A 25,081-nucleotide genomic window follows, 5' to 3' on the forward strand; every position below is an offset into this window, starting at 1 on the left:
GATTTGGCCAAATCCGGGCTAAACTCGTGACACTGAGTCGCGGCCGCTTTTGCCGCCGGAGCCTGTCGTTGGAAACCGCGCTTTATCTGCCCGTCAAACGCTTCCTTGAAAAGCTCGGCTTCACGGTCAAGGGCGAGATCGGCGGCTGTGACCTGGTGGCGCTGAGCGGCGACGATCCGCCGGTCGTGGTGATCGGGGAATTGAAGCTCACATTCAATCTCGAACTGATCCTGCAGGCGGTCGATCGCGCCGGCGCCTGTGACGAGGTGTGGCTCGCGGCCAAATTGTCGGCACGCGGCAAGGGCCGCGAAAGTGACGCCCGCTATCGCAACCTCTGTCGGCGGCTCGGCTTTGGCATGCTCGCGGTCACCAACACCGGCGACGTCGAGGTGATCGTCAAACCCGCCACGACAGCCCCTCGCCGCAATCCCAAGAAACGCTCGCGGCTGATCAGGGAGCATGAGCGACGCAAGGGCGATCCGGCGATGGGCGGCAGCACGCGCGCGCCGATCATGACGGCCTACCGCCAGCAGGCGCTGGCCTGTGCAGCGGCACTTTCGGGTGGCCCGCGGCGCGTGAAGGATTTGCGGATCGAGATGCCGGACGCCGGCAAGATTCTACTGCACAATGTCTATGGCTGGTTCGATCGCGCCGAGCGCGGCATTTACGTCCTGACCGATGCCGGACACGCCGCGCTGAAACGCTGGCCTCAACAACCGCTGGATCTGACCGCCGCCGAATAGTCCCGACAAGGACGGTGAAACCGGGAGGACAACATGATCGTGGTTACCGGCAGTGTGACGGCACGCCAGGACAGTTTCGACGAGGTCCGCCGCCTGAGCCTCGAGCACGTCCATCGTTCGCGCAGCGAACCCGGGTGCATCTCGCACGCCGTGCATGTCGATTGCGAAAACCCGCTGCGGCTGGTGTTTTTCGAGCAATGGGCCGACCGCGCGGCGCTGCTTAACCATTTCGCGGTCCCCGCTTCGCGCGATTTCGTCAAGTCGCTGCAGTCGCTGGCCGCGGCCGCCACGTCCATCGAACTGTACGACGCTACCAGACTGGAGAAATTGTAGGTGCATGGCTGTAATGCCACGCCAAATTCATATTGCAATGCAACATAAGGGCACTTAGGTATCTCCGCATCAGATGCGAGGCCCCGATGAGCGAAGACTGGAACACGAAATACGGCACCCGGCGCGTGCGACGCGATCCGCCGACGCTGGAAGAAGCGATCTTCGCCGCCGTCGGCATTACCGACGATCAGCAGCAGCAGGCGGAAATCGCCGCAGCGCTGATGGGGCTGCCGTACGAAGAAGTGCTGGCTGAGGTGAAGAAGACCGGCCGCGCCGTTGCGCGATCCGCCACCCGCGTCATCACGGGCGAGCAAGGCGCCCAGCGCTCGGTTGTGGTCGAACGCAAGGTGATCAGGCGCTTCGGTAACGACAAGCGCACCGGTACCTGAAGTCCATTCCTGAAGATCATGGTGTTAAAGGCCCCCCGGGCAATTCGCGTGATCCAGGAGATCCGCGAATTGCCGCTAAAGCGTTTTTCAAGCGAAGTGGGCACCGGTTCGCGTCAAGAAAACGCGTCAAATCAAAAAATACAGAGCCCCGTTCCGATGCAAGCGGAACGGGGCTCTGTCGATGGGCCTTCCGGTCAGGCCGTCCGGCCCCAGCCAGACATTCTCAGCATCATGGCCCAATAAGCGCGATTGAAGTTCGTAATCGCCCGTGCGGCCTCGAGCGTCGTCGCCATTGCGGACGGCGCCCCTTCCGGCAGGTTCTGCTTGGCCAGATCGATGCTGCCGGTGGATTCGCCGTAGCGGAACGTCAGGTGTGCGCCAAACTTGTTGGCGAGCGCCCGCATCGCTTCATTCTGCGCGCCGGTGGTGATCCGCAGGCTTTTATATGCTTTGGCCCGCGCCTCCGCGATCAGCTTCCTGAACAGGATGCTGCCGACGCCCTTGCGCCGTACCGAACTCTCCACGCTGAAGGCGATCTCCGGCAGTGCGTCAGGCGATTGCTCCGGCGGATGCAATTCGGCGGCACCGCGCACCACGCCATCCTCGAAATAGCCAATGATCACCGTGCCGTCGTTGGCGCATTTTTCGGCGTAGCGTTCGATGAAACTGTCGTCCATGAAGCCATGAAAGCGATCATGGCGGCTGGTGCGGTCGAGCCGCAAAAGGTGATCGCGCAGAAGCGGCAATTCCTCTTGCTGGCTTAGAATCCGAACGGTGCCCTTGACCGTACTCTTGGCGCGGCTCGGAACGGTAGTCTGGTAGTTCATAGTCATAACTCCTCGTGGTGGCCCTCGAGGAGGCGTCGAATCCCTAGACCACCTATATTGTGCATCGCAACATGAAGTTCAACCCCTTCAAATGCCTAATAAAAAGCCATTCTCTGCTTAACAATTCGGTAACCAAATCGACGCCAGTCGCGGCGCTCGGCAAGCTATTTTCACACACTGGATTTGAGCCGGGCTTTGGCCCACACTTATCCCGGTTCCCGGAGGTCCCATCGTGGCTGTCGTGCTCGACACGAGTTCTTCAGTTCCAGATCGACGCCTTGCGGTCTGGCAGGACATCGTCTGCGATACCTTTGTCGGTCTCGATTGCCACTCCGATATGCGGGAGGGGTTTTGGGGCGCGGTTTCGCAATCCGCGGTCGGCCGCGCGACGTTTACCCGCGTCGATTCCTGCGCCCAGCGGGTGTTCCGCACGCCATCCCGGATCGCACGCGCCAGCGAGGATTACGTGCTGCTGGCGCTGGGCAACCGCGGCGTCAACGGCGTGTATCAGGACGGCCGCGATGCCGTCGTCTGCGCGGGACAGTTCGTCATTTACGACACCACCCGCCCCTACGAGCTGCGCTTCGATGACAGTTTTTCACAAACGATCCTGCAGATGCCGCGAAAACTTCTGCAGCAACGCATCGGCGCCTTCGACGCGCTGACCGCGACCACCTTCTGCAGCAGTCGGCCCCTGGAAGGCCTGGCCTACGAGTTTCTGGTTAGCACCAGCAAGGTCGTCGACCACGTCGATCCCGCCACAGCATCCCGCCTCTTGGATCAGGGACTGGATCTCATTGCCATGGCCTTCGCCGATCGGATGCATGCGCGTTCGTCGGATCAGTCGTTTCACCGCTCTGCGCTGCTTTATCGGCTCAAGAATTACATCCTGACGCACCTGAGCGATCCCGACCTGTCGATCTCGCAGGTTGCCGCGGCCACCGGAATCTCGCCGCGCTATGCCAGCGACCTGATGGCCGACGAGCAGCACTCGTTCCGCAGCTACGTCCAGATGCAGCGCCTGGAGCGATGCAAGCGCGATCTGTCGGACCCGGCGCATGCGGCCCGGCACATCAGCGACATCGCATTCGCGTGGGGCTTCAACGACCTCGCCCATTTCAGCCGGATCTTCAAGCAGAGGTACGGTGCCTCGCCGCGCGAATGGCGAGACCACCCGACGCAATAAATTCTCCTCGATCGCTCTGGCCTCCCGCGGCGGCACAACGCCCGCCTGCGGACGCGCCGGGTTCTCCGCCGTCACGGCTGACAATTGCAAGTTAAAACAAGTTTTCGTTCTGCCACGGACAAGCGCCGCAGCCAGGGGCGGCGGTAGGCTTTCGACCCAGCGATTGCCTTTGCCTTATCTCCCAACGCAGAAGGATGATTTCAATGGGTCTCGTGCACCAGAAGTACAAGGTAGCGGTGGTTCAGGCTGCGCCGGTCTTTCTCGATCTCGATGCGACTGTGGACAAGACGATCGCGCTGATCGAACAGGCCGCCGCCCAAGGCGCCAAACTGATCGCGTTTCCCGAAACCTTCATACCCGGATATCCATGGCAGATCTGGCTCGGCGCCCCCGCCTGGGCGATCGGCCGCGGTTTTGTGCAGCGCTATTTCGACAACTCGCTGGCCTATGACAGCCCGCAGGCCGAAAAAATTCGCAACGCCGTGAAGCGTGCCAAGCTGACCGCGGTCCTCGGCCTCTCCGAACGGGCCGGCGGCAGCCTCTACATCGCGCAATGGCTGATCGGGCCCGACGGCGAGACCATCGCCAGGCGCCGCAAGCTGCGGCCGACCCATGCCGAACGCACCGTGTTCGGCGAAGGCGACGGCAGCGACCTCGCCGTCCACGACCGCGCCGATGTCGGCCGGCTCGGAGCCTTGTGCTGCTGGGAACATCTGCAGCCGCTGTCGAAATACGCGATGTACGCCCAGAACGAGCAGGTTCATGTCGGCGCCTGGCCGAGCTTCTCGCTGTACGACCCGTTCGCGCATGCCCTCGGCCATGAGGTCAACAACGCCGCGAGCAAGATCTACGCTGTCGAGGGCTCATGCTTCGTCCTCGCTCCCTGCGCCGTGGTCTCGCAGGCCATGATCGAAGAGCTCTGCGACTCCCCCGAGAAGCACGCGTTCCTGCATGCAGGTGGCGGTCACGCTGTCATCTACGGACCGGACGGCAGTTCGCTGGCCGAAAAACTGCCGCCCGATCAGGAAGGCATTCTCTATGCCGATATCGATCTCGGCATGATCGGCGTGGCGAAGAACGCAGCCGATCCCGCCGGGCATTATTCCCGGCCCGACGTCACGCGCCTGCTGCTCAACACGTCCCGCGCCAACCGCGTCGAACATTTTACCTTACCGGTCGATGCCGAGGTCATGAGCGAAATCAGGCTGCAGGCCTGAGAGCTTTAGAAGGTTCTGCCAGCTGACGAGGAGCGAGCCCATGGAATCCGCGATCCCGGACCATCTGCGAAGCGCGCGCACACGCCACCGTCGCGTCCCGGACGACTACGCACCGCCCTACCCATCGTTCGTCGCGCGCCACAAGCCCGCCGTGGTGCGGGTGGTGATGGCCTATTTCGGTGTCCAGACCCGTGGCGAGCCGTCAGAAGCCGCCGAGCAAGCGCTGGCGTGGATCGTCGCCGCTTTCGGGCAGAATGGCGGCCCAACGCATTGGGACCGGGCGCGCTATATTGACGAAGCCGGTTTCACCAGTGTCGTCACGGTGGCCTATTGGGACGATCGCGCCAGGTTCGACGGCTGGTTCCCGGCGGCGCGCGAGGGCTGGACCGGCGAGCGACGAAACGCCGGCGGTGTGGGCACGTTCATCGAGGTGCTGCATCCCAGCGTGGAAGGCTATGAGACCCTGTTCTCGTCCCTCGGAAGACCCGAAGGCGTCGCGGTTCTCGCCGACGGCATGAGCGGCGAGATTCAGGAGCACGCCTATTGGGGCGGCATGCGTGATCGCATTCCAAAATCCCAGACCAGCGACATGGCGCCATCAGGAACGATCACCGCTGTCCGTGATGGCGCCCGCATCAGAGTCATCCCTTCAGACAATGTCTGCCTGATCCGCTCGGGCCAGGATTGGGGCGATACCGAAGCCTCCGAACGCAAGATGTACCTGGAGGATGTCGAGCCGGTGTTGCTGGAAGGCATGGACTTCCTGCGCGATGACGGCCGCTCGATCGGCTGTTACGCCAACCGATATATGACCGTCGTCGCGCCCGACGGCACACGCACCGAAAAATCCTACGGCATGAGCTGGTGGAAGAGCCTCGCCGCCCTGGAGCGATGGGCGGAATCGCATCCGACCCATGTCCGGATTTTTGGCGCCGCGATGAAATATCTGTCGACCTTGGGTCCTGCCGCGAAGCTGCGGCTCTATCACGAGGTCACGGTGGCGCGGGCCGACGAAGCCTTCTTTGAATATCTGGATTGTCACCCGCAAACCGGGATGCTGAACGCCCTGCCGACGGACGCTGCGTAGCGGGCACTGTCCGCGCGCCTACAGCACCATCTGGGTCTGGGTGACGATCGCGACCAGCTTGCCGTCCTCGGTCTCGAGCCGGGTCTGCCAGACCTGGGTGCGTCGTCCCCGGTGAACCGGGGTCGCGGTCGCAATCACCGTGCTGCCTTCCTTGGCCCCGCCGATGAAATTGGTCTTGCTCTCGATCGTGGTGGTGCCCTTGGCATCTTCAGGCAGATTGATGACGGTCGCGGCCGCCCCAACCGAATCCGCAAATGCCATCACTGCGCCACCGTGAATCGTGCTGCGCAAGGTGCAGAGCTCGGGGCGCACCAGCATCTTCGCGACCACACGGTCCTTCTCGGCCTCGACAAAGGTCACGCCTTTCAATTCCGCAAACGGCATCTTCATCGATTGGATTTTTTCCAGCGGCGTCATGAGGCCCTCCCGTAATTCTTTCAATCGATTCCGCAGGAAGCATGGAGGAGCCAGGTAAATCAGGCAATGACCTCGGAGGTAATGGCGCCGTGACAAGAGGCCGGTAATTCTGCATATGTCCCCCATGCGCCAGTTCCCGCCCCGCCGGATCGTCTGCCTCACCGAAGAGACCGTGGAGACGCTGTATTTGCTCGGCGAGCAGGACCGTATCGTCGGCGTCTCCGGCTATGCGGTGCGGCCGCCGCAGGTGCGCCGCGAGAAGCCGCGGGTATCGGCCTTCATCTCGGCGGACATTCCGAAGATCCTGGCGCTACAGCCGGATCTGGTGCTCGCCTTCTCCGACCTGCAGGCCGACATCGTCGCCGACCTCGTGCGCGCCGGCGTCGCCATCCATGTCTTCAACCAGCGCGACGTCGCGGGGATACTCGCGATGATCCGCACGCTCGGTGCGCTGGTCGGAGCTGGGGAGCGCGCCGAGCAGCTTGCCACCAGCTTTGAGCAGCGCCTTGCCAGCATCGCTGCGACACCCCGCCCCTCACCCAAACCAAAAGTCTATTTCGAGGAGTGGGACGATCCCATCATCAGCGGCATCGGCTGGGTGTCCGAACTGATCGAGATTGCCGGCGGCGAAGACGTTTTGCCAAAGCTGCGGTTTCAGCAGGCCGCCAAGGACCGGATCATTTCGGCGGATACGGTGCGTGACACCGCGCCCGACGTGATCCTGGCCTCATGGTGCGGAAAGAAAGTCGTGCCCGAGCGGATCAGGCAACGGCCGGGCTGGAGCGATATCCCGGCGGTGCGCAACAACCGCATCGTCGAGATCAAATCACCGCTGATCCTGCAGCCGGGCCCCGCCGCATTGACGGACGGGCTGGATGCGATCGTGAAGGCGCTCTGGCCACAGCGAGACTGACAGCCGACACTGAACCCGCGCGGTCACTTGAGAAACAAACCATCTCAGGATTATCGCGGTGAATGAGACGTATAGAGGGCTGTGCAAGCATGTGGCGACTATCGATAGGGATGCGACTTCTTGCTGTCGGCGTGGCTCTCGCCGGCGGCCTCTCCGCCGGCCTCGCCCACGCTGCCGATCCGGTTACGCCACCGGGCAGCCGCATCAGTCTCGCGCCGCCGAAGGGCTTTGTCGTCGCCACCACATTCACAGGCTTTCAGGATCAGGCGCACCATGCATCGATCTTGTTGGCGGAGTTCCCTCCGGTCGCGTTCACACAGTTCCGCAACGGCCTCACAGCGGATGCGATGGCCAAGCGTGGCATGCGGCTGCTGTCGACGGAGACGATCGAGGGGGTGCCCTACGAGCAGATCACCGTGCGTGCAGAGCAACGCGCCGGCAATCAGGTTTTTGACAAATGGCTGATGGTCATCAACGGCCCCGACATGACCGGAATGTTGACCGTCTCGATCGCAAAGCCTGCGCCAAAGCAGCTGTCGGATGCCGTGATCCGCGCCGCACTTGCCAGCGTCCGGATCAATGCGACGGCCTCGGGCGATCCGATCGCTGCGCTACCGTTCTCGATCGAGCCGACAGCGCGCTTTGCGTATCGCAAGCCGCTGGCCGGCAGGGGACTGTTGCTGAAGGAAACGCCGCCTCCGCCGGAGGGGAAGCTGGACGACGTCGGCTTCATCGTCAGTCTCGCCACCGAAGCCACCATTGCGCCCTCTGATCAGCAGCGCTTCGGCGAGCAGCAATTTCTGGCGTCGAGAACAATCAGCGACCAGAAAATCCTGAGCACCAAACCGTTGACGACGTCGAACACGGCCGGCTTCGAATATCTTGGCGAGGGCAAAGGGGCCGGTGGCCGCCCGCTCCGCTACCTCGTCGTTGCCCTCTATCCGTCGGGACGCCCCTTTGTCCTGCTGGGCATGGCGCCGCCGGAGCGGTTTGACGAGGCTTTGCCGGAATTTCGAGCGATGGTCGAAAGCTTCAAAGCAAAGCCGTAGAGCGTTTTCGAGCGACGTGGATACCGGCTCGCACAGCAATCAAGTTTACGCAGATTGCGTAGACTTATCTGCGGTAGAAAACGCGTCAAAATAAGCGTCTAGCTCTAGGCACGGTTACAGCTTCTCCACCCCGCACCATTCCGCGATGAACAACGCGGTGGCCTTGGTCGATTTGCGCAGCGAATCCAGATCGACATATTCATTGAAGCCGTGGATCGCCGCGCCGCTGGCGCCGAAGCACAGGCTCGGGATGTTGTAGTTCAGGCCGTAGAACCGCGTATCGGTCAGGGCCGTGAAGACGAGGTCCTCGACCTTGCCGCCATAGACGGCGCCAAACGCCTTGCCGAAGGCCGCTTCCGGTGCGGCGGAGTCCTTCAGCTCGTAGCCTTCCGACAGGAAGCCCGACCATTGCACCTCGGGCGGATTGTTGGAGAGGAAGCGGTGATCGCGCGAGGCCGCGGAGACGCATGCCAAAATCTCCTTCTGGCAATCCTTGATCGACCAGCCCGGCAGCACGGCAATACGGCAATCGACGTCGCACCACGCCGGCACGCTGGAGGCCCAGTCGCCACCCTTGATGATGCCGGGGTTGAAGTTGATCGGATGCGTCAGCGTCTTGAAATGCGGATCGGCCTTGGCGCGCTCGTTCCATTCGGCCTCGAGCTTGCCGATCGCGTGAACGAGATGATAGGCCGCCATGATCGCATTCGAGCCGGAGCCCGCGTAAGCCACATGCACGGGAACGCCGCGCACCCTCAACCGAAACCAGATCACGCCGACCTGCGAACGCACCATCTTGCCGCCCGTCGGCTCCGGAATGAAGCAGGCGTCGGCACGGTAGCCGCGCTGCAGGGTCGAGAGCGCGCCGACGCCGGTACTCTCCTCCTCGATCACGGACTGAAAGTGAATCCGCGCGGTCGGCCGCAGGCCGGCGGCCTTGATCGCATCGAGCGCATAGAGCGCGCCGATGGTGCCCGACTTCATGTCGCAGGCGCCGCGGCCATACATCTTGCCGTCCTTGATCACGGGCGAGAACGGCGGCGTCTCCCACATGTCGAGCGGGCCGGCCGGCACCACGTCGCAGTGCCCCTGCAGGATCAGCGATTTGCCGCCATTGGTCGGCGGACGGTAGGTGCCGACCACGGTGCGCGCCTTGGAGAAATCATGCTCGATCGGCCCGAAGCCGCGCAGGTCCTTCAAATCCTCGACCTCGATATGCCAGTCGTCGACCTCGTAGCCCCGCGCGCGCAGGAGATCGCCGATCATGTCCTGGCACGGCCCCTCGGCGCCGCGGGTCGAGGGGATCGCGACAAAGTCGCGGGTCGTCGCAAGCTGCGCATCAAAGCCGGCATCGACGGCGTCGAGAATCCTTTGTTGCGTATCGGTGGTCATGCGGCGGCTCCAATCGAAGATTGCAGGTCACGAGAACGAGCCACCCTAGCCCGATCTCAGCCGCCGGGGTAATGCAGAAGATGGGCCTCCCGCAAGGCATCATCGAGCAGACGACCTTCCGAATAGACGCCCAGCGATTCCGGGCGCTCGACACCGTCGAGAAGCCGCGGGCAAGGTTCCGGCGCGCCGATCACGGTGCGTACCGGAATGCGTTCGGCATAGACAGGCAATGCATAGTCCTCGTCATCGTCGGCGACGCCCTTGCTGCGGACCTTGGCCGACGCCTGCTCGATCTCCATCGCGATTACAGCGCTTGCCTTGATTTCCTGCTTGGTGCTTTGCCGCAAGGAAGCGGTGCGGTCGGGAAAGAACCGGTCGACCATCGCAACCAGCGCGCGCGCTTTCTCGTCCGGGTCGGTGACGATGTAGGCGGTGCCGAAGGCCATCACGGCGCGGTAGTCGGCCGAATGGTTGAAGCCGCACCGTGCGAGCACCAGGCTGTCGAGATGCGCGACCGTCAGGCACACCTTCTGCCCGTCCGACTGGTTCTCCAGCATGCGGCTGGCGCTGCTGCCGTGCCAGTACAACTTGCTCCCTTCCCGCCAGAAGAACGTCGGCGTGCAATAGGGCTGGCCGTCGATCACGTAGGAGACGTGACACAGCATCGACGCGTCCAGCAGGCTGTGGACCGTCGCGTGATCGTAGCGGCCGCGCTCATGGAGGCGCTTGACCCGGTTGCGCGGCGACACGGGATAAGAATCGGCGGTTTCGACTTCGGTCACGGCAGTTCCTGTCAAATCAATCAATGATGACAAGAGTTGTAGCGGCGAATTTGGTCTGCGATAGTGCCAATTCCATGCGAAAAATTCCGACCAATTCTCCTGTGCCGCCGCGAAAGACCGAGCTGCCGCTCGACCTTTCCGGACCGCATGTGACGCCGCGGGCCTCTTCGCCGCACCGGCTCTATCAGGCGCTTTGCCACGCCATCGTCAGCGGCATCGTGAAGCCCGGCGAACCGTTGCCGCCTTCGCGCACCCTGGCAAGCCAGACCGGTTTTCGCCGCAACGCGGTTACGACGGCCTATGAGCGGCTGATCGCAGACGGGTTTGCGGTCGCGATTGTCGGCTCGGGCACCTTCGTCGCCGCGCGCATCCCCGCGCAGGTGAGCGGCGCCGGCAAGGCCAGGATCGTCATCGAGACGCCGCCACAAGGCACCCTGTCGCTTGGCTGCACGCATATCGACGACCGGGCCCTGCAGCGCTTCCGGTCCTTTGTCGGGCGGCGGATGCGCGCCTTCGGCACCGACCACCTGCACTACGGCGATCCCCGCGGCAGCCGCGAACTTCGCACCGCCATCGGCGATCATCTGTTGTCGGCACGCGGGCTGCGCTGCGATCCGGACCAGATCATGCTGGCCTCGGGAACCCAGCACGCCCTGCGGATCGTGCTCAGCGCCATTCTCAAGCCGGCCGATCAGGTCTGGTGCGAGGACCCCGGCTATCCCGCCGCGCGGCGCGCCATCGAGCATTGCGGCTACCGCCCGGCCCCGGTTCCAGTCGACGCATCAGGTTTGATCGTCGCCAAAGGCCGCACGTCAGCGCCATTGGCGCGCGCGGCCTATGTGACGCCCTCGCACCAGTTTCCACTCGGCGTGCAGATGTCGATGAGCCGCCGCCTGGAACTGCTCGATTGGGCCAGGGATGCCGATGCCTTCGTGCTGGAAGACGATTACGACAGCGAGTTCAGGTATGACGGCGCGCCATTGCTGTCGCTTGCCGGCATCGATCATTTGCAGCGCGTGATCTACATGGGCACGTTTTCAAAGACGCTGTTTCCCGGCTTGCGCATCGGCTATTGCGCGCTGCCCGAGAAGTTGATCGGGCCGGTGACGACGGCGCGCGCCGCGCTCGACCGCTTTCCCGGCACGCTGCTGGAAGGCGCTGTCGCTGATATGCTGAACTCCGGCGCGTTCGCTGCCAATCTGCGCAGGGTGCGCGGGCTCTACCGCGAGGCCCGCGACGTGCTGGCCTCGACACTGTCGTCGGCTTCGGAAGGCCGCCTCTCCGTGCCGGTGCCGTCGCAAGGCCTGCATCTGGTGGCGCGGTTCGATCCGTCGGTCGACGCGCAGGTTGCAGCCCACGCCAAATCCGCGGCCGGCGTCGAAGGCTGGCTGCTGGCGGACACCTATGCGCGCGCGCGGCCGCTGCCGGGATTTGTGCTGGGATTTGCCGGCCACCCGCTTCCGCAACTGAAAGCGTCGGCCGAGAAACTGGCCAAGGCATCGCTGGCGGCGATGCGGGACAACCGGAAGCCGGACATCGGCGGAACCGGCAAATCGCGAAGGCCGGCGTCGGCGCGATCCCGATCGGCGCGCTAACTTAGCACCCTAGGAGAATCGCCGCCGCATCCGCTAAATGCATTGCATAGTCGTCACGATGGAGAAACCCGATGCTTGGCAATCGCAACGTCATGTACCTGATCATCGGTGTGCTGGTCGTTGCCGTCGGCGTGCTCGGCTACAATCTCTATCAGGCCAAGAAACAGCCCGAGGGCGTGCAGATCAATCTCGGCCCCGACGGGTTGAAGATCCAGAGCAAGTGAGGGAGGCCAATTTGGCGATCATGAAGGCCGTGACGGCCGCGGCTCTTGCACTTCCCGCCGGCCTTGCCCTGTGCCTGCTCGCCTCACCGGCCGCCGCGCAGCAGGTCGTCCCCAATGAGCGCAACATCTTGGATCTGCGGCTGGGTCAGCGCATCCTTGTCGACGACGGAACATGCCCGGCTGGACAGATCAAGGAAGTCTCGGGCTCGCAGATGACGACGTCGGGCGTGCTGCGCGTCCGCAAATGCATTGCGCGCCTGGGGACGAAGCAGAGGCGGTAGGGCGTGCACTCATTAAACCGCGATAGTCGCTATCTCAGGTAGGCGAGCCTGCCTTCGCGCGAATGGCCATCGACCGCTTGAAAAGCGCGTTGGCATCGGCGTAGCGGCTCTGATACTTGTAGAGACGGGCCAGGTTTTCCAGGACATCCGCGAGGTCCGGATGGTTTGGGCCGACCGTCTTTTCGAAGGTGGCCACCGACCGCTTGTAAAGCCGCTCGGCGTCGGCGTTACGGCCCTGTCGCCCATAAACAGCGGCCAGATTGTTCAGCGCCTGCGCAACATCAAGATGGTCGCGACCGAACGCTTTCTCGGTCACGGCTATCGACCGCTTGAGCAGCCGCTCGGCATCGGCATAACGATGCCGGTTGGTGTAGACATCGGCCAGGTTATTCATCAAAACCGTGGCGTTCGGATCGCTCGGACCGTGCGACCTCTGGAGAACGGCCAGCCCGCGCTTGAACAGCCGCTCGGCCTGGTCGTATCGACCCTGATTGCTATAGAGAGCGGCCAGGTTGCTCAGCGCCAGCACGATGTCCGGATCGTCAGGACCGACCGTTTTCTCACGAATGGCGATCGACCGCTTGAGGAGCGGCTCCGCCTCGGCAAAACGCTCTGTCGTGCGGTAGAGTTCGCCGAGATTATTCAGCACGCTTGCGACTTCGGCATGGTCCGGACCGAGTGTCTTCTCCTTGATAGCCAATGAGCGCTTGTACAGTGGCTCGGCAACGGCGTATTGACCCAGATTGTAGTGGATCGTGCCCAGGTCATTCAGCGGCATCGCGACCATTGCATCATCGGTACCAAACTCCTTCTCGCGAATGGCCAGCAACTGCTGGGCCAGCGGAAGCGCTGCCGCGTACTTTCCGACCCGATAAAGTTCCTTGGATTCCTGGTTGAGACGGCTTGCCTCATCCTGCTCGGCGTAGGATGGCACGATGACTGACAGGCTCAGGGCCAGCGCGGTGACCGCAATGCGGATAGATGCTTTCATGGCCTTCATCACATATGCCTCCGTCGCGGTTCTTCCGCGACATACGCGCCTTTTGTGTCTTCAGAGGCCAGAGAGGTTCATACTGACGGGTCACCGCGCAGTTGTCGCCATACTGAAACCGACGACGGCAACAGGAGCACGGGCCTGCTTTCAGGCTATTGCGTTTGCACGCCTCGCCGTCCAGCGAAGCTTGAATCAGGAAATTGTAAGCGACTTGTTTACGTGGCAGCGGCTCGGTTGAAAGACTTGAGAACGAAGAAGGCGCCCGCGCCGTAGACGACTGCATTCACAACCCACGCAACAGCGACGCCCCAGGCAGACTCCCCTACTATTCCCCAGAAAACGATCGCTGCGGTCAGGCCTGCAAGTCCTAAGCCTGACCAGCCGCTTGTGCTTGGTATGGCCAGAAGTACCGACGAGATAACCGCGCCGATCGCCATTGCGATGATAAGCTTCTTCTTCATTCAGACGCCTAGCAATCCGGAAACAATTGCAACGAAGAAAATTGATGCAAGCCCGAGTACCATGCCTATGGCGACCTTCACCGTAGGCCCGTCGATTTTCTTATCGAGCCAGGTGCCCACCTTCATGAACACGGAATGTGCCCCCGCCCACAGGAGGTCTTTTATGAATTCGGACAGCAACATGTCACTTAGTCGCGCCGGCCCTGCCGGGGTTCAACTGCCGCCGTCGTAAGCATTCCTGTTGCAAGTTCCCATACGCGACCATCGATTCGCGCCGTCTCGCCAGCCCGCCGAACCTTACCAACTGCCGTATTTGCCGACGATTCCACGCCAAAGGGCGTCGCGCTCGCGAGCAAATGATTCTTTTCCGACACTGGCGTTCTTGGCCACGGCGGTGATCACCATCACGAGCTTGAGCTCGGGGTCGACAAAGATCGACTGGCCGTAAACGCCCAGCAAGGCAAACCTTCGCTTATCGCCGGGGTAAAGCCAGAACTGATAGCCGTATCCGAAATACGGCGTGGCCTTTGCCGGCGCGAACGCCTGGGGTTGCCGGTGCCAGTCGGTCGCATCCAGCAGATAATCTTTCGGCACGATCTGCTTGCCGCCAATCGCGCCATCATTGGCGAGCAGCATTCCGAGGCGTCCGTAGTCGCGCAGGGTCGCATTGAAACTGCCCGAGCCGGTTTCGGTGCCGTCGGTGGTCCGCACCCACGTCGCATCGGCCTCTGCGCCCATCGGCTGCCACAGCCGCGCGGTCAGATATTCGCTGAGCGTGGTGCCGGTCACCGCGCGAAGCAGCACGGCCAGGATGACGGTCTCGCTGGAGGCATAGTGAAAGCGCGTGCCCTGCACCGCTTCGCGGGTCTGGAATTGGCGCAGCGCTGATATCGAGCCCTCGCGGTTACGGGCAATCGTGAACCGCGTCAGATCGTCATTGCCGTCGTAGGCTTCCTTGAACTGCACGCCGGACGACATTCGCAGAACATTGCGTATGGTAGTCTCGCCATAGGGACTGCCCGCGAGCTTTGGCACGTATTTCGAAACCAGATCGTCCAACGAACCGATCCTGCCTTCGGCAAGCGCCATCCCGACCGCGAGGCTGACGATGGATTTCGCCATCGAATGCGAAACGAAGCGGTCCGCCGGTTTTCGATCGTATTGGTAGCGCTCGAACAGGATGGTGCGGTCCTTGATGACAAGCAATCCGGTGACGCGCTGGTGGCTGAGAAAATCGTCTAGCGTCCGGCTCTGGTTTTCGAACCGATAGCCGAGCTTTGCATCGCCGCCGGCTGCGGCAAGCGGCAGCGGAGACACGGCTTTGCTCAGCCTATTATGCGGCAATATCTCGTCGAGATGGCTGAACGATCCAACCCGCACGCCTTCATCGAAGAACCAGTTGGCGCGGGTGCCGAGCGGGTAATTCCTGGCCTTACCCAGCAGTTCCTCATCAGGTGCGGCAAAGGCAGGACTTGCCAGCACCACGAGAAGGCATGACAGCAGAATTCGTCCCGGCTGCATCGACTGGCTCACGCGCGCGGGTGAACGCAATCGCGTGCATCCCGGGAATCATCGAACAACCATTGCCTTAACAATCGCTGCCACCGATCTGGCAACGGCTTCGATTCTTGGGAGGTACCGGGGATGAGCGTCCGAGGATATTAGTTCGACGACGGCTCGAACATGCATTGCAGCGTCGGCTTGGCGATCTTGGTGAAGGTCGGGCCGATTTCGGACTGCTTCGACGCCGGCACCCAGGCGGTCTCGATCGTGGGCACGCCGGTCTCGCTGATGCCACGCAGCAACGCTTCGCGCAGGTCGTTGTCCTCGACGGTCGCGGCTGCATGATCGTGCAAGCAAGTGCAAACGGTTTCGGGATGCGCCCAGCGTCCCACCATGTGGGGTGCGCATTGCCGTACGAACTCACCGCGGGGATCGGGGAGCTTGAACATCGAGCCGATCGGCCCCTGCTGGAACCGCATCTGCGCCGTTAACTGGGTTTGGGCCTGGGCTGAAGCGCCCAGCAGGCAGGAAACCAAAATCGCAGCGGCACCAAAACGTACAAACATACTGAGCCTTTACCGGCAAATTCTCTTGCGAGCTGTTAGCTGCGCTTAGTTGACAGCTGCGACAACGATCGACTGCGGAGCCGAGGTCGTCACCGGCGCGCCGTTGTAGGAGAAGGTGCCGATGCCGGGCAAGCCCTGATCCGAGGAACCAGCGATCGAGGGACCGGCAAGGATGAAGGCGAAGGCGAGGATGAAGCTGATGGTCCGCATTTGACTATCTCCGGTTTGGGTGCCGGCGTCCCCGCCGTTTCGTTGGCAGAGTGATAACCAACGGCTGTTTCCAGATATCTGCGCCAGAAGCGGAAAATGGTTTCATCGCGGGGGTGAATTGTTTCGTCGGCCCGCCGGGACGAAACATTGGCGAGAAAAATCCAATAATTTCAATATAGTGATCAATGGCTGGACAGAGGTACAGGTCACCTGAGAGCCGGGACCATTCTACTTTGCATGGGGTTGTTTTCGCGATTTTGAGTCTGGGCCCTGCCGCGTACCGCCGAAGAGAGGCGAAACTGCCTCACTCGCTGTCGACGGCGCTCAAATCGGGTGCGGGTGTCACCACCGGCGAACCGCAATAGGTGAACGTCCCCACCCCAGGCATGTCGCGATCAGCGCTGCCGGCCAGCGACGGGCCGGTCAGGACGACAACCAGGGCAATTATGCAGCTGAGGGCGCGCATCGGGTGTGTCTCCATTCACCATCTGGCGATGAGACGCCCCTAACGGTCGGCGGGTTCGACGCCGTCGCAAGTTCTTCATCCAAGTTCTTAATCATTGTCTGGTGAATAGGCCGCAGCGCAGCAAACTCAACTGTGAACCGAAGCGTCGGTCCGACCGACTCACGCAACACCCGTGCAACTTTTCCCGTTGGTTCGGCGTTGTTCTCGTTCATCATCCAACAAAGGATAGCCGTCGTGGGCAATGGCAACATCAGTGTTGGCAATCAATCCTCGCCCCGCAAATCCGGCCAGCAACAGATGGCTGGTGCGATGTCGCAGCAGGGCGCACCGATCATGGGCGACAATCAGTGCTCGCCACAAAAATTCGTGCGGCTGGTCGGCTGCCACGAGCCCAAGGCCAGGGGCCCTGAAAACAAGGACTGCTCAGAGGTCCGCCCACATCCCAATCCGGTGAAACGGTAAGCTCCGGGATAGCTGCCTAGCCCGGACCACTAATGGACGAACTCGCCACATTTCTGCACCGCGGCGTCGGCGGCTCCCCAGGGCATGATCGGCACCGAGGACGTCGAGTTCTTCGGTGACCCCTCGATCAGCCGGTCCGAATATACCATGTAGACCAGCACGTTCCGCTTGGGGTCGCAGCCGCGGACAATCTGCATTTTCTTGAAGAACAGCGAACGGCGCTGGCGAAACATGTCGTCGCCCTGGGACATCTTGCCCTTGAACCGGATCGGCCCGATCTGGCGGCAAGCCAGTGAAATATCTGAAACTTCCTCGGCAAGCCCGAGCCAGCCCTTGTAACCGCCCTTCTCCGGTACCGTAAAATGGCAGGCCACTCCGTCGACCTCGGGATCGTCGACGCCGTAGGTCGCAAGCTTGTCATTTGGGCTCAGCCATTTGAACACGGTGGAGCGGCGAAAAATCAGGTCCGGCTCGTCGGCGGCAAAGGCCGGGCCGGCATGCCACACCACCGCGGCCAACACCGCCAACGACACGCCCAAGGCCAGATTTCTCCATGACTTGTCACACTTACCGATGGCCTTGAATGTCATTTCTATCTCCGCTGAAGGACCCACCGATTATGTAATGTGCAAATGCCGCACAGGAAGGCTGAGGAACGGAGCGGGGGAGCTCGCGTTTAACGGAATGTGAGGCTTTTTTGCTACGCTTGCGGCGAAAAGCGCAGGTTTAGAGGGCTTAAGCTGGTGAACGCTTTTCGCGTCTGCAACAACAAATGATCATCGGAACATCGGATTCGAACGATCTGGACTCAGGGAATTTGGGCGTGAGCGGGCATCGGCTTTTTGGGTTGAATAGTACGAGCGTAAGCAGTGCGAACCAGCGATTTTGGCAAATAGCTATTCTGGTTGCCGCAGGCACCATCGGCGCCTCCTCCCATGCCGACGCCGCCCTGTATTATTGGCAGGACTCCGACCCCAGCTTCTACCGGCCGGCACCGTCAGCCCAGCCGCGCAAGCAGCGCGCCCGCAAGCCCTCGAAGGCTATGATGGCCGCCGAAAAGGAAATCAGCGCCAAGCCGCAGGGCCCCCTGATCATCGCGATCTCGATCAACCAGCAAAAGGTCAGGGTCTACGACGCCAACGGAATCTTCGCGGAAAGTCCGGTGTCGACTGGCACGAAAAGCCATCCGACCCCGATGGGCGTGTTCAGCATCATCCAGAAGCACAAGATGCACCACTCCAACATCTACAGCGGCGCGCCGATGCCCTTTATGCAGCGCATCACCTGGTCGGGTGTCGCGATGCATGCCGGCGCCCTGCCCGGCTATCCGGCGTCGCACGGCTGCATCCGTTTGCCGATGGCCTTTGCCGCGAAGATGTGGAACTGGACCAAGATGGGCGCGCGGGTCATCGTCACGCCCGGCGAAATGACGCCTTCGAGTTTCTCGCACCCGCTATTGGTGGCGCAGAAGGTCGTGGCGCAACCTGTGGCCGCCGACGAGCCGATGTCGGACGCGCCGGCGGTGAAATCGGACAAGGGCGCGGACGCTGGATCGGCAATCAAGCCCGCGCAGTCCGAAGCGAGCCTGGAATTGCGTTCGACCGTCGGTCACGGCAGCCCCGATCGGACGCCGTTGCGCGAACGAACCCACACTGCAGATGCCAGCGGAGCCATGCCGGCGGCCAATGCCGCTACGATGTCCGATGCTTCGTCCTCGGCGAGCAGACTGCCGGTGTCCGGCGATGCTGCGAAGTCCGAGCAGGTGAAATCGGACGCTGAGGCAGAGCCCGCCAAAAGCGCCGACGGCGCGTCCACCGACAGGAAGCCGGCCGAAGTGACATCGTCCGAGTCCAAACCGTCGGATGCTGCAACGGCCGAGGTCAAATCGTTTGAGACAGGCGACACGACCAAGAGCGAAATCTCCGCCAGCGACACCCCGGTCGAGGCCAAATCGGCTGACGTGAAACCGGATGAGGCGAAGTCGGACGAGGTGAAAACCGGGACGCTCAAGGTGGACGCGCCCAAGGTCGATACAACGAAAACTGAAGCACCAAAGGCAGCGGGGAAACCGGCAGAGCCCGTCAAGGCGATCGCCGATGCACCTGCCGTCGCGCGCGATGTGAAGAAGGATCCGTCGCGCCTGCCAGGCGTCGAGAAGGCCGCGGCGAAGCCGGAACCGAAGCGCACCGGGCAGATCGCCGTGTTTGTCAGCCGCAAGGATGGCAAGCTTTACGTGCGGCAGAATTTCACGCCGCTGTTCGACGTGCCCGTGACGATCGCGCCAAGCGAGCGGATGCTGGGCACGCATGTGTTCACGGCGGAAGTCGACAAGAACGATCCCAATCTCCTGCGCTGGTCGGTGGTGTCACTGCCGGTGACCGCCCGCAACGCGGCCCTCAAGGAAGAAGACGAGCGCGCCTCGCGGCGGCGCAAGGTCGCCGGCGGAGCCCCGGCCGAGGCCAAGCCGGCACCGGCGTCGAACAGCCCGGCCGAAGCACTGGACCGCATCAGCGTGCCACCGGAAGCGATGGCGCGCATCACCGAGGCCCTGACGACGGGCGGCTCGATCGTGGTGTCCGATCACGGCATCAATACAGGCGAAACCGGCGAAGGCACCGACTTCATCGTTCCCTTGCGCTAACTCGCCATAACAGCTTGTTGAGCGGCGCCGGTTCACCGGCTCTGCTATGCTTTGCGCCGATGAATTTCGCGCGAGGCCGTCCATGATCGACCGCAGAACCATGATGACGGCAACGCTGGCCGCCATTGCGGGCATCGGCTCGGCCCGGATCGCCAACGCGCAGGCCGGCATGAGCCGGATCACTGCCTACGCGTTTTCGTTTGGCGGATTGGCCGGCGGCGATATCAGGCTTTCGGAATATGCCGGCCGTCCGCTCCTGATCGTCAACACCGCCTCGCTTTGTGGCTTCACGCCGCAATATAAGGGGCTGCAGGAATTGTGGACGCAGTTCAGCGACCGCGGCCTGATGATCGTCGGCGTTCCCTCCAACGATTTCGGCGGCCAGGAACCCGGCGGCGCGACCGAAATCGCAGCGACCGCACAGCACCATTACGGCGTGACCTTCCCGATATCGGCCAAGGCCATCGTCAAAGGGCCGAATGCGCATCCGTTCTACAAATGGGCAGCAGAAGCACGGCCAAAGGATGTTCCGCGCTGGAACTTTCACAAATATCTAATCGGCCGCGACGGCTATATCGCCGAAGTCTTCCCGGAATCCGTCGACCCCTCGGATACGCGGGTGAAGACCGCGATTGCGCGGTCGCTCGCACAAGGTGTTTCCGAACGAAGCGGCTAACGGGTCGCTTGCGGGCAATGCGTGGAAACAGCGGGAATAATCCCCTGAATTAACCGGTTCGGCGACAAATCGGCGGCCCTGTGTGACCGCCGTTGCCTTGGCGAGGCCGCTGCAACTAGGCTATTGTGCGTTGGGGCGGGAAGCGGCCGGACGACGGCAAAGCCGGCATCGGACGCGGGATCATTTAAGGAAAACAAGATGCGTATTGCGGCAGGGTTGATCTTTGCAGGCGCGGTTTCGTTGTTGACCTCGAGCGCGGCCTGGTCGCAAACGCCGCCAGCCAAGGGCGCCGCTGCGCCCCCGGCGGCCGCTCCAGCACCCGCTGCCGCAGCACCCCAGCCAGCGCCTGCCCCGAAGGCCGCGGCCGCTCCGGCCCGGCCTCCTTGCACCAACCCGAACGCACTCGGCGTCGGCCGCACCGTCGAGATCGACACAACAGGCGGCCCCGGCTTCGGCTTCGAGCATTTCAAGGATCTGGATTTCCTGCGCGACAAGGAAGTCGTCTTGACGTTCGACGACGGCCCGTGGCCGGTGAATACGCCCTCGGTGCTGAAGACGCTCGCCGAGGAATGCACCACCGGCATCTTCTTCCCGATCGGCAAGCACGCCACCTATTATCCGGAAATTCTCAAGCAGGTCTACGCGGCCGGCCACGCGGTCGGTTCGCACACCTGGTCGCACGCCGCCCTGGTCAACAAGAAGCTAAGCGAGGATCAGCGCAAGGAAGAGATTGAGAAAGGTTTTAGCGCCGTCAAGTGGGCATTGGGCGGCACCTCGCCGGCGCCGTTCTTCCGCTTTCCGGCGCTGCAGCACCCGCCGGAAATCGTCACCTATCTCGGCACGCGCAACATCGCGATTTTCTCCTGCGATCTCGACTCCTTCGATTTCAAGGCAAGCAAGCCGGAGAAAATCATCGAGACGGTGATGCGCAAGGTCGACAAGCTCGGCAAGGGCATCATCCTGATGCACGACTTCCAGAAACACACCGCGGAAGCCCTGCCCGAGCTCCTGAAGAAGCTGAAGGCTGGCGGCTACAAGGTGGTGGCGATGCGCGCCAAGGCGCCAATACAGACCCTCCCGCAATTTGACGAGAGTCTACTGAAAGAGGCCAAACTGCCGACCGTAAGCTCCCGCCCGGTTTCCAGCGTCGTGCAGACGATCTCGGAATAATCGGCTTCGACTCGGCGACAAGTCCATGCCGGCGCTGCGCATCGAAGGCTACGTTATCGTCTCGGCGGACGGCATGCTGGCGAACGCCAGCAATGTCATGCCTGACGATTTGAAATTCGAGGGCGACAAGCAGTTCTTCTCGGCCGCCCTCGACCGCGCCGACCTGATCCTGCACGGCCGCAATTCCTTCGAAGACCAGCCGAACTCGCCGCGGCGCAAGCGGCTGATCCTGACGCGAAAGGTTCGCACGATTGCGCCCGATCCATCCAATGCCAACGCCACGCTGTGGAATCCGGCTGGCGCCTCCTTTGAGGCCGTCTGCGAGCAGACCGGAATACGCGCCGGCACGGTCGCCGTGATCGGCGGCCCCTACGTGTTCGGCATGTTCATGGACCTCTACGACGTGTTCTGGCTGTCACAGGCCCCGCACGTGCGGCTGCCGGACGGCGAGCCCTGCTTCCCCGGGGTGCCCGCGCGCTCGCCGCAGCAGGTGTTGGCGTCGCACGGATTACGCGCCGGACAACCGCAAATACTCGACCCGGCGGCTGACGTCACCGTCACGCCGTGGCGGCGGACCTGAATACACGTCCGCCGCTCTAGTCTAGACGTCGTAAGCAGGTTCCGACGATCGCGGCCCGCGGCCGTAGCCCGCGATCATGAACAGGGCACCGACGATCGACAGATTCTTCAACGCATCGATCAGCGTCTTGGCGTTCTCGGGCGAGGCTTGATTCCAGAAATCGTGGAAATAGAAGGTGGCGGTCAGCACGAAGAAGATCAAAAGGATCGCAAAGAACCGTGCGCCGAAATTAACCGCGATCATCAGCCCGGCGATGATCTCGAACCCGCCAATCGAAAGCGCCAGCAATTGCGGCGTCGGCATGCCCGTGATGGTTTCGAGCTGCGAGGTATAGGGCGCGAGCAGCGTGGGAATGGTCACCTTGGACGCGATAAAATCCGCCGTCTGCTGGATGCCGAAGAGCTTGGTTGCTCCGGTGTAGATGAAGAGCACGGCAAACAAAACTCGCCCGAAAGTAAAGAACGCTGGCATGGGTCGGCCTCACTGGATGGCAAATGCAATGTCACAAGCGGTCGCGCGAGGCGAGTATGAGCGTTTCGCCTCTGCTTTTCAAACGATCAAATCGAAACCATCCGCGTTAGAACCTGTGGAGATCAACTAGCCGAACAGGCTCGGTTGCGCACGGCCGGCACGCTCCTGGGCCTCGACGGCGGCAACCGCCGTCATGTTGAGAATGCCGCGCGCGGTCACCCCCGGGGTAAGGATATGCGCCGGGCGCGCCGGGCCGATAAGGATCGGCCCTACCGGCAGCGCATCCGCCAGCGTCTTGATCATCTGGTAGGCGACGTTGGCGGTATCGAGATTCGGCATGATCAGGATGTTGGCATCGCCTTCCAGCTTCGAATGCGGCAGCACGAGCTTGCGCGCAGCCGCCGATAGCGCGGTATCGCCCTGCATTTCACCATCTGCCTCGATCTCAGGGTGCTTTGCCTGCAGCAATGCGGTGGCGAGACGCATCTTGCGCGACGACTCGGTATCATAGCTGCCAAAGTCCGAATGTGACACGAAGGCAACGCGGGGCTTCATGTTGAAGCGCTGCACGTGGATCGCCGCCAGCGACGCCACCTCGGCCAATTCCTCGGCGCTCGGATTGGGCCTCACCTGCGTGTCGGCTATGAAATAGGAGCCCTTGCTGGTGATCATCATCGACAATGCCGCAAAATCGCTGACGCCCGGCAGGAAGCCGACGATTTCCCGGACATGGCGCAGATGGCTCATATAGCGGCCCTCGACGCCGCAGATCATGGCGTCGGCCTCGCCGCGAACCACCGCCAGTGCTGCGATGACGGTGGCGTTGGTGCGAACCACGGTGCGCGCGGCCTCAGGCGTGACGCCGCGCCTTCCGGCGACATCGATATAGGTCTGGACGTAGGAGCGGTAGCGCGGATCGTCCTCAGGATTGACGAGGTCGAAGTCCTGCCCGGCCTTGATCGAAAGCCCGAACCGCTTGATCCGGGCTTCGACCACCGAAGGCCGCCCGACCAGGATCGGCCGCGCCAGTTTCTCTTCGAGCACGACCTGGGTGGCGCGAAGCACGCGCTCATCCTCGCCCTCGGCGTAGATCACCCGCACCGGCTGGGACTTCGCCTTGGCGAATACCGGCTTCATGACGAGGCCGGAGCGGAACGCAAAGCGCTCCAACAGCATGGTGTACTCGTCGAAATTCTTGATTGGCCGTGTCGCCACGCCGGAATCCATTGCGGCCTTGGCGACCGCCGGCGCGATGCGCAGGATCAGGCGCGGATCGAACGGGCTCGGGATCAGCGAGCCCGGTCCAAAGCCCTGGGTTTCGCTGCTGTCAAAGCCCTGCGCCACCGCGTCCGACGGCGGATCGCGGGCGAGCTGTGCGATCGCGTCCACCGCGGCGTGCTTCATTTCCTCGTTGATGCCGGTGGCGCCGACGTCGAGCGCGCCGCGGAAGATGAACGGGAAGCACAGGACGTTGTTGACCTGGTTCGGAAAGTCGCTTCGCCCGGTGCAGATCATCGCGTCGGGGCGGGCTTTGCGTGCTTCGTCCGGCATGATTTCCGGATTCGGATTGGCCAGCGCCATGACCAGCGGCTGATCCGCCATCGCCTTGACCATTTCCGGCTTCAGCACGTTGGGCGCGGATAGGCCGAGGAAAATATCGGCGCCGCCGATCACGTCGGCTAGCACGCGCGCGCTGGTCTTCTGCGCATAAACCGCCTTCCAGCGGTCCATCAGCGTGTTGCGGCCCTCGTGCACGACGCCGTCGATATCGCAGACCCAGATGTTCTTGTGTTGCGCGCCGAGCGACACCAGAAGATTGAGGCAGGCGATCGCGGCTGCACCGGCGCCTGAGCAAACGATCTTGACGTCGGCGAGCTTCTTGCCGTTCAGCAGCAGCGCGTTGGTGATCGCCGCAGCGACGATGATGGCGGTGCCATGCTGGTCGTCGTGAAACACCGGGATCTTCATGCGCGCCTTGAGCTGCGCCTCGATCTCAAAGCACTCCGGCCCCTTGATGTCTTCCAGGTTGATGCCGCCGAAGGTCGGCTCCAGCGCCGCCACCGTCTCGACCACGCGCTCGATCGTGTCGGCGGCGATCTCGATGTCGAAGACGTCGATCCCGGCGAATTTCTTGAACAGGACCGCCTTGCCTTCCATGACCGGCTTCGACGCCAGCGGGCCGATATTGCCGAGGCCGAGCACGGCCGTCCCGTTGGAGACCACGGCGACCAGGTTGGCGCGGGCAGTCAGGGTCGCCGCTTCAGCCGGATTGTTGGCGATTTCGGTACAGGCGGCCGCAACGCCCGGCGAATAGGCCAGTGCCAGGTCGCGCTGGTTGGCGAGCGGCTTGGTGGCCTGGATTTCCAGCTTACCGGGCCGCGGCAGCCGATGGTACGCCAGTGCCGCGGAATGGAGATCTTCAGAATAAGACGACATGCATACTCCC

30 protein-coding genes are annotated in these 25,081 nt (G+C 62.5%); 16 read left to right on the forward strand and 14 right to left on the reverse strand.

Going from position 1 to position 25,081, the window contains the following annotated elements:
* Nucleotides 1-68: 68 nt before the first annotated feature.
* The 3 genes from JQ600_RS34980 (at nt 69) to JQ600_RS34990 (ending at nt 1,465) form a co-directional block, all read left to right on the forward strand.
* The gene (locus JQ600_RS34980) at nt 69-743 is read left to right on the forward strand and encodes a DUF2161 domain-containing phosphodiesterase (RefSeq protein WP_212262240.1); all 675 of its coding nucleotides are present in this window, start codon (nt 69-71) and stop codon (nt 741-743) included.
* Nucleotides 744-776: 33 nt separating this feature from the next.
* On the forward strand, nt 777-1,076 hold the full coding sequence (locus JQ600_RS34985) for a putative quinol monooxygenase (protein ID WP_212262243.1): 300 nt from the start codon (nt 777-779) through the stop codon (nt 1,074-1,076).
* An 86-nt stretch (nt 1,077-1,162) separates the two neighbouring features.
* On the forward strand, nt 1,163-1,465 hold the full coding sequence (locus JQ600_RS34990; RefSeq protein WP_212392024.1) for a hypothetical protein: 303 nt from the start codon (nt 1,163-1,165) through the stop codon (nt 1,463-1,465).
* Between the two features lie 194 nt (nt 1,466-1,659).
* Here JQ600_RS34990 and JQ600_RS34995 read toward each other — a convergent pair whose 3' ends face one another.
* On the reverse strand, nt 1,660-2,292 hold the full coding sequence (locus tag JQ600_RS34995) for a GNAT family N-acetyltransferase (protein WP_212392025.1): 633 nt from the start codon (nt 2,290-2,292) through the stop codon (nt 1,660-1,662).
* A 232-nt stretch (nt 2,293-2,524) separates the two neighbouring features.
* Between JQ600_RS34995 and JQ600_RS35000 the strand changes: the two genes are divergently transcribed.
* The 3 genes from JQ600_RS35000 (at nt 2,525) to JQ600_RS35010 (ending at nt 5,782) form a co-directional block, all read left to right on the forward strand.
* Nucleotides 2,525-3,478 (forward strand): helix-turn-helix domain-containing protein, encoded by a 954-nt coding sequence (locus JQ600_RS35000; protein ID WP_312011155.1) that lies wholly within the window; start codon nt 2,525-2,527, stop codon nt 3,476-3,478.
* A gap of 203 nt (nt 3,479-3,681) precedes the next feature.
* Nucleotides 3,682-4,695, forward strand: a complete 1,014-nt coding sequence (locus JQ600_RS35005) for a carbon-nitrogen hydrolase family protein (protein WP_212490339.1) — start codon at nt 3,682-3,684, stop codon at nt 4,693-4,695.
* Between the two features lie 40 nt (nt 4,696-4,735).
* Nucleotides 4,736-5,782: a phenylacetaldoxime dehydratase family protein gene (locus JQ600_RS35010; RefSeq protein ID WP_212392027.1), complete on the forward strand. Its 1,047-nt coding sequence runs from the start codon at nt 4,736-4,738 to the stop codon at nt 5,780-5,782.
* 18 nt (nt 5,783-5,800) lie between these two features.
* On the opposite strand, the gene JQ600_RS35015 is transcribed toward JQ600_RS35010, so the two are convergent.
* Nucleotides 5,801-6,199, reverse strand: coding sequence for a PaaI family thioesterase (locus JQ600_RS35015; protein ID WP_212392028.1), 399 nt, complete (start codon nt 6,197-6,199; stop codon nt 5,801-5,803).
* Between the two features lie 124 nt (nt 6,200-6,323).
* Between JQ600_RS35015 and JQ600_RS35020 the strand changes: the two genes are divergently transcribed.
* The gene (locus JQ600_RS35020) at nt 6,324-7,112 is read left to right on the forward strand and encodes a cobalamin-binding protein (RefSeq protein WP_212392045.1); all 789 of its coding nucleotides are present in this window, start codon (nt 6,324-6,326) and stop codon (nt 7,110-7,112) included.
* Nucleotides 7,113-7,222: 110 nt separating this feature from the next.
* Nucleotides 7,223-8,161: a hypothetical protein gene (locus tag JQ600_RS35025; protein ID WP_212392029.1), complete on the forward strand. Its 939-nt coding sequence runs from the start codon at nt 7,223-7,225 to the stop codon at nt 8,159-8,161.
* Nucleotides 8,162-8,275: 114 nt separating this feature from the next.
* Here JQ600_RS35025 and JQ600_RS35030 read toward each other — a convergent pair whose 3' ends face one another.
* A complete protein-coding gene (locus JQ600_RS35030; RefSeq protein WP_212392030.1) occupies nt 8,276-9,553 on the reverse strand; it encodes an ArgE/DapE family deacylase in 1,278 nt (425 codons plus the stop codon).
* A gap of 56 nt (nt 9,554-9,609) precedes the next feature.
* Complete coding sequence (locus JQ600_RS35035) at nt 9,610-10,335, reverse strand: pyridoxamine 5'-phosphate oxidase family protein (protein ID WP_212392031.1); 726 nt, start codon at nt 10,333-10,335, stop codon at nt 9,610-9,612.
* Between the two features lie 74 nt (nt 10,336-10,409).
* Here JQ600_RS35035 and JQ600_RS35040 point away from each other — a divergent pair, with 74 nt between their 5' ends.
* From JQ600_RS35040 to JQ600_RS35050, 3 genes are all read left to right on the forward strand, one after another.
* Entirely contained in the window at nt 10,410-11,930 is a 1,521-nt protein-coding gene (locus JQ600_RS35040) for a PLP-dependent aminotransferase family protein (protein WP_212490340.1), read from the forward strand.
* Nucleotides 11,931-12,001: 71 nt separating this feature from the next.
* A complete protein-coding gene (locus tag JQ600_RS35045; protein ID WP_212392033.1) occupies nt 12,002-12,154 on the forward strand; it encodes a hypothetical protein in 153 nt (50 codons plus the stop codon).
* Between the two features lie 20 nt (nt 12,155-12,174).
* Entirely contained in the window at nt 12,175-12,435 is a 261-nt protein-coding gene (locus tag JQ600_RS35050) for a DUF6719 family protein (protein ID WP_212392046.1), read from the forward strand.
* Between the two features lie 34 nt (nt 12,436-12,469).
* Here the strand turns inward: JQ600_RS35050 and JQ600_RS35055 are convergent, their stop codons facing one another.
* From JQ600_RS35055 to JQ600_RS35085, 7 genes are all read right to left on the reverse strand, one after another.
* Entirely contained in the window at nt 12,470-13,435 is a 966-nt protein-coding gene (locus JQ600_RS35055; protein ID WP_212392034.1) for a tetratricopeptide repeat protein, read from the reverse strand.
* Between the two features lie 209 nt (nt 13,436-13,644).
* Entirely contained in the window at nt 13,645-13,890 is a 246-nt protein-coding gene (locus tag JQ600_RS35060; RefSeq protein WP_212392035.1) for a hypothetical protein, read from the reverse strand.
* Complete coding sequence (locus JQ600_RS35065) at nt 13,891-14,073, reverse strand: hypothetical protein (protein WP_212262279.1); 183 nt, start codon at nt 14,071-14,073, stop codon at nt 13,891-13,893.
* Between the two features lie 114 nt (nt 14,074-14,187).
* Nucleotides 14,188-15,441, reverse strand: a complete 1,254-nt coding sequence (locus JQ600_RS35070) for a serine hydrolase (RefSeq protein WP_212392036.1) — start codon at nt 15,439-15,441, stop codon at nt 14,188-14,190.
* A gap of 110 nt (nt 15,442-15,551) precedes the next feature.
* Nucleotides 15,552-15,959: a hypothetical protein gene (locus JQ600_RS35075; protein WP_212262285.1), complete on the reverse strand. Its 408-nt coding sequence runs from the start codon at nt 15,957-15,959 to the stop codon at nt 15,552-15,554.
* Nucleotides 15,960-16,004: 45 nt separating this feature from the next.
* Nucleotides 16,005-16,169, reverse strand: a complete 165-nt coding sequence (locus JQ600_RS35080) for a hypothetical protein (protein ID WP_192733364.1) — start codon at nt 16,167-16,169, stop codon at nt 16,005-16,007.
* A gap of 304 nt (nt 16,170-16,473) precedes the next feature.
* On the reverse strand, nt 16,474-16,635 hold the full coding sequence (locus JQ600_RS35085) for a hypothetical protein (RefSeq protein ID WP_212262287.1): 162 nt from the start codon (nt 16,633-16,635) through the stop codon (nt 16,474-16,476).
* A 234-nt stretch (nt 16,636-16,869) separates the two neighbouring features.
* On the opposite strand from JQ600_RS35085, the gene JQ600_RS35090 reads away from it, so the two are divergent.
* On the forward strand, nt 16,870-17,097 hold the full coding sequence (locus JQ600_RS35090; RefSeq protein WP_312017276.1) for a hypothetical protein: 228 nt from the start codon (nt 16,870-16,872) through the stop codon (nt 17,095-17,097).
* Between the two features lie 29 nt (nt 17,098-17,126).
* Here JQ600_RS35090 and JQ600_RS35095 read toward each other — a convergent pair whose 3' ends face one another.
* Entirely contained in the window at nt 17,127-17,687 is a 561-nt protein-coding gene (locus tag JQ600_RS35095; RefSeq protein WP_212392037.1) for a CreA family protein, read from the reverse strand.
* Between the two features lie 257 nt (nt 17,688-17,944).
* Between JQ600_RS35095 and JQ600_RS35100 the strand changes: the two genes are divergently transcribed.
* The 4 genes from JQ600_RS35100 to JQ600_RS35115 all read left to right on the forward strand — a co-directional run bounded on the left by JQ600_RS35100 (nt 17,945) and on the right by JQ600_RS35115 (nt 22,164).
* A complete protein-coding gene (locus JQ600_RS35100; protein WP_249136240.1) occupies nt 17,945-19,738 on the forward strand; it encodes a L,D-transpeptidase in 1,794 nt (597 codons plus the stop codon).
* Between the two features lie 82 nt (nt 19,739-19,820).
* Nucleotides 19,821-20,414, forward strand: a complete 594-nt coding sequence (locus JQ600_RS35105) for a glutathione peroxidase (RefSeq protein ID WP_212262296.1) — start codon at nt 19,821-19,823, stop codon at nt 20,412-20,414.
* A 198-nt stretch (nt 20,415-20,612) separates the two neighbouring features.
* Entirely contained in the window at nt 20,613-21,584 is a 972-nt protein-coding gene (locus JQ600_RS35110) for a polysaccharide deacetylase family protein (protein WP_212392039.1), read from the forward strand.
* A 25-nt stretch (nt 21,585-21,609) separates the two neighbouring features.
* Nucleotides 21,610-22,164, forward strand: a complete 555-nt coding sequence (locus JQ600_RS35115; protein WP_212392040.1) for a dihydrofolate reductase — start codon at nt 21,610-21,612, stop codon at nt 22,162-22,164.
* A gap of 21 nt (nt 22,165-22,185) precedes the next feature.
* Here JQ600_RS35115 and JQ600_RS35120 read toward each other — a convergent pair whose 3' ends face one another.
* The gene (locus tag JQ600_RS35120) at nt 22,186-22,635 is read right to left on the reverse strand and encodes a DoxX family protein (RefSeq protein WP_212262303.1); all 450 of its coding nucleotides are present in this window, start codon (nt 22,633-22,635) and stop codon (nt 22,186-22,188) included.
* 126 nt (nt 22,636-22,761) lie between these two features.
* Nucleotides 22,762-25,071: an NADP-dependent malic enzyme gene (locus JQ600_RS35125; protein WP_212392041.1), complete on the reverse strand. Its 2,310-nt coding sequence runs from the start codon at nt 25,069-25,071 to the stop codon at nt 22,762-22,764.
* Between the last annotated feature and the right edge of the window lie 10 nt (nt 25,072-25,081).

This window comes from Bradyrhizobium sp. AUGA SZCCT0176 (assembly GCF_018130145.1).
Lineage (GTDB): Bacteria > Pseudomonadota > Alphaproteobacteria > Rhizobiales > Xanthobacteraceae > Bradyrhizobium.